The sequence below is a fragment of the Kitasatospora sp. MBT63 genome, from assembly GCF_000710465.2.
In the GTDB taxonomy this organism is placed as follows: domain Bacteria; phylum Actinomycetota; class Actinomycetes; order Streptomycetales; family Streptomycetaceae; genus Kitasatospora.
Genome location: NZ_JAIZ01000491.1, coordinates 1 through 2997, shown reverse-complemented (window position 1 = coordinate 2997; position 2997 = coordinate 1). Strand labels below are relative to the sequence as shown.

General features: G+C 67.9%; 2 protein-coding genes. One reads left to right on the top strand and one right to left on the bottom strand.

The features are described from left to right. Positions 1 to 788: 788 nt before the first annotated feature. Positions 789 to 2201 carry a type I glutamate--ammonia ligase gene (gene glnA, locus AA75_RS26705; protein WP_033822819.1) on the bottom strand — a complete coding sequence of 471 codons (1413 nt, stop codon included), beginning with the start codon at positions 2199 to 2201 and terminating at the stop codon, positions 789 to 791. A gap of 271 nt (positions 2202 to 2472) precedes the next feature. On the opposite strand from glnA, the gene AA75_RS26700 reads away from it, so the two are divergent. Then, the gene (locus AA75_RS26700) at positions 2473 to 2940 is read left to right on the top strand and encodes an RDD family protein (RefSeq protein ID WP_033822818.1); all 468 of its coding nucleotides are present in this window, start codon (positions 2473 to 2475) and stop codon (positions 2938 to 2940) included. The last annotated feature ends 57 nt before the right edge of the window (positions 2941 to 2997 follow it).

Sequence of the window (2997 nt, the reverse complement as noted above, 5' to 3'; positions counted from 1 at the left end):
GAAACACGCCCGTCGCTATCGGTACGACAACGGCTTCTTACATGATTGATCGTCAGAACACTTGCTGATGAACAGAGAACGGCCCTCGATGCGGACCGCCAGCCGTGGACCGACCCGCCATACAACTGCGCTTGGTCATGCCCACGAGGCAGAACCTCGGCGGCATCCAGGGAGACACGGGGGCAGCACCCTTCGTGCGAGCGACCCGATGACCCCAGGCCCCTCCGCTAGCTGTGGGGCCTCCACCATCACGAGGAATGTGGCGTTCTCGACAGGGAGAAGCACTCCGTCCGTGCCCGCTCCGGGGGCGAGTGGTGTTCGCTGCAGGCTCTCGTATCCGGAGAGCCGGGGGTTTGCGCGTCAGGGGCGGCGGGTTGTGAGTCCGCGTGCCCGGTCGGTGCGGTGATGTGCCGGGGTCGGCGGCGGCGGGTTTCTGCGAGGAGCGCTCAACGGGTGGCGGGTGGGAGAGAGGAGAGGGTGTCGGAAGCGGTGAGGCGGGGCGTACCCGGTGGGGTGGCAAGCCTCCTCGCGTCGGGTGTTACTCCTGACGGCCTGTCAGTGATGCCACGTGATGGCACACAAGTGCACCGCCCGCGGTTCGTGGGCCCACGCGTGAGAGGCGCTACACAGAACTCCTGCCGAGATCGAACCCGGTGCACTCAGTTCACATCGCGAGCCGCAGAGCGTTCGGAGCGTGTCGGCGGCCTGGCGTTTTCACAGCTCAGAGCGTTGCCGACCTGCGGAAACGATGAGAGATCGAATCACGTTTCCGCAGGTCGGAGGCGCCCCTACAGGTCGTAGTACAGCTCGAACTCGTGCGGGTGGGGGCGCAGTGCGATCGGGGCGATCTCGTTGGTGCGCTTGAAGTCGATCCAGGTCTCGATCAGGTCGGGGGTGAAGACGCCGCCCGCGAGCAGGTACTCGTGGTCGGCCTCGAGCGCCTCCAGCACGGCCCCGAGCGAGGCGGGCACCTGCGGGACGGCGGCGTGCTCGTCCGGCGCGAGCTCGTACAGGTCCTTGTCGACCGGCTCCAGCGGCTCGATCTTGTTCTTGATGCCGTCCAGGCCGGCCATCAGCATCGCGGCGAAGGCCAGGTACGGGTTGGACGCCGGGTCGGGCGCGCGGAACTCGATGCGCTTGGCCTTGGCGTTGGAGCCGGTGATCGGGATCCGGATCGCGGCGGAGCGGTTGCGCTGTGAGTAGACCAGGTTGACCGGGGCCTCGAAGCCGGGCACCAGGCGGTGGTAGGAGTTCACCGACGGGTTGGTGAAGGCCAGCAGCGAGGGGGCGTGCCGCAGCAGGCCGCCGATGTAGTAGCGGGCGGTGTCGGACAGCCCCGCGTAGCCCTGCTCGTCGTAGAAGAGCGGCGAGCCCTCGGTCCACAGCGACTGGTGGACGTGCATGCCGGAGCCGTTGTCGCCGAAGATCGGCTTGGGCATGAAGGTGGCGGTCTTGCCGTTGCGCCACGCGACGTTCTTGATGATGTACTTGAACAGCATCAGGTCGTCGGCGGCGTGCAGCAGGGTGTTGAACTTGTAGTTGATCTCGGCCTGGCCGGCGGTGCCGACCTCGTGGTGCTGGCGTTCGACCTCCAGCCCCGCCTTGGCCAGTTCCAGCGACATCTCGGCGCGCAGGTCGGCGAAGTGGTCGACCGGGGGGATCGGGAAGTACCCGCCCTTGTACTTGACCTTGTAGCCGCGTGCGTCGCCCTCGGCGGAGCCGCTGTTCCAGGCGCCGGCCTCGGAGTCGATGTGGTAGTACGAGGCGTTGGCGCTGGTCTCGAAGCGCACCGAGTCGAAGACGTAGAACTCGGCCTCCGGGCCGAAGTACGCGGTGTCGGCGATGCCGGAGGAGGCCAGGAACGCCTCGGCCTTCTTGGCCACGTTGCGCGGGTCGCGGCTGTAGGCCTCGCCCGTGATCGGGTCCTGGATGAAGAAGTTGATGTTGAGGTGCTTCTCGGTCCGGAACGGGTCCAGCCGGGCGGTCGCCAGGTCCGGCACGAGTGCCATGTCGGACTCGTGGATGGCCTGGAAGCCGCGGATCGACGAGCCGTCGAACATCAGGGTCTCGGACGGATCGAAGGTCGCCGCGGGTACCGAGAAGTGCTGCATGACGCCCGGCAGGTCGCAGAACCGGACATCGACGAACTTGATGTCGTTGTCGGCGATGTACTGCTTCACCTCGTCGGCGTTGGTGAACATCCATCCTCCTCAGCGTGCGGTCTGGTGGCGCCCTAGGGCGGCTCACGTTAGAGCTGGGCCGTTTCCGGCCGGTGACTCCACCGTTTCCTGAATGTTAACCGGACCGCTCCACCGGGCGGCAAAGTCGTACGGTTTCGGACAAATCGCAGCCTCCGGCGGCCCGGTGGCCCATGAGTGGTCCAGACCACTTGCGGGGGCCGGGCGACACGGATTCACCCCTGCGGGGGGAGGGTGCCGAAGATCGCCCGACCGGTCCGGATACTGTGGATTCGTGGATACCAGAGAAGCGTTGGGATCGTGGATCGACGGGCCGAAGGCCGCCGCCGAGCGGATGGGCGCCGACTTCGGGTACCGCGGCGAGCGCCTCGGCCTGCCCAAGGAGGGCCCCGGCTCGATCGCCGGGCCGGGCCGCCGGATCGGCGCGCTGTTCGTCGACGGCTGGCTGGTCAGCCTGGTCGCGTACGGGCTGATCGCACGCGGTGACCAGGCGGCGGCCAACCTGTGGACCACCCCGCTGTTCTACGTCGTCACGGTGCTGCTGCTGGCCACGGCCGGCTTCACGGTCGGCAAGCGGATCTTCGGCCTGCGGGTGGTCCGCCTGGACGGCGGCCGGGCCACCATCCCGCAGATCCTGCTGCGCACGCTGCTGCTCTGCCTGCTGGTGCCCGCCCTGGTCTGGGACCGTGACACCCGCGGCCTGCACGACAAGGCGGTCGGCACGGTGGAGATCCGCGCCTGAACCACGGTGGAGATCCGCGCCTGAACAGCGTCCGCCCCGCCGCCCGCCCGCCCCGCC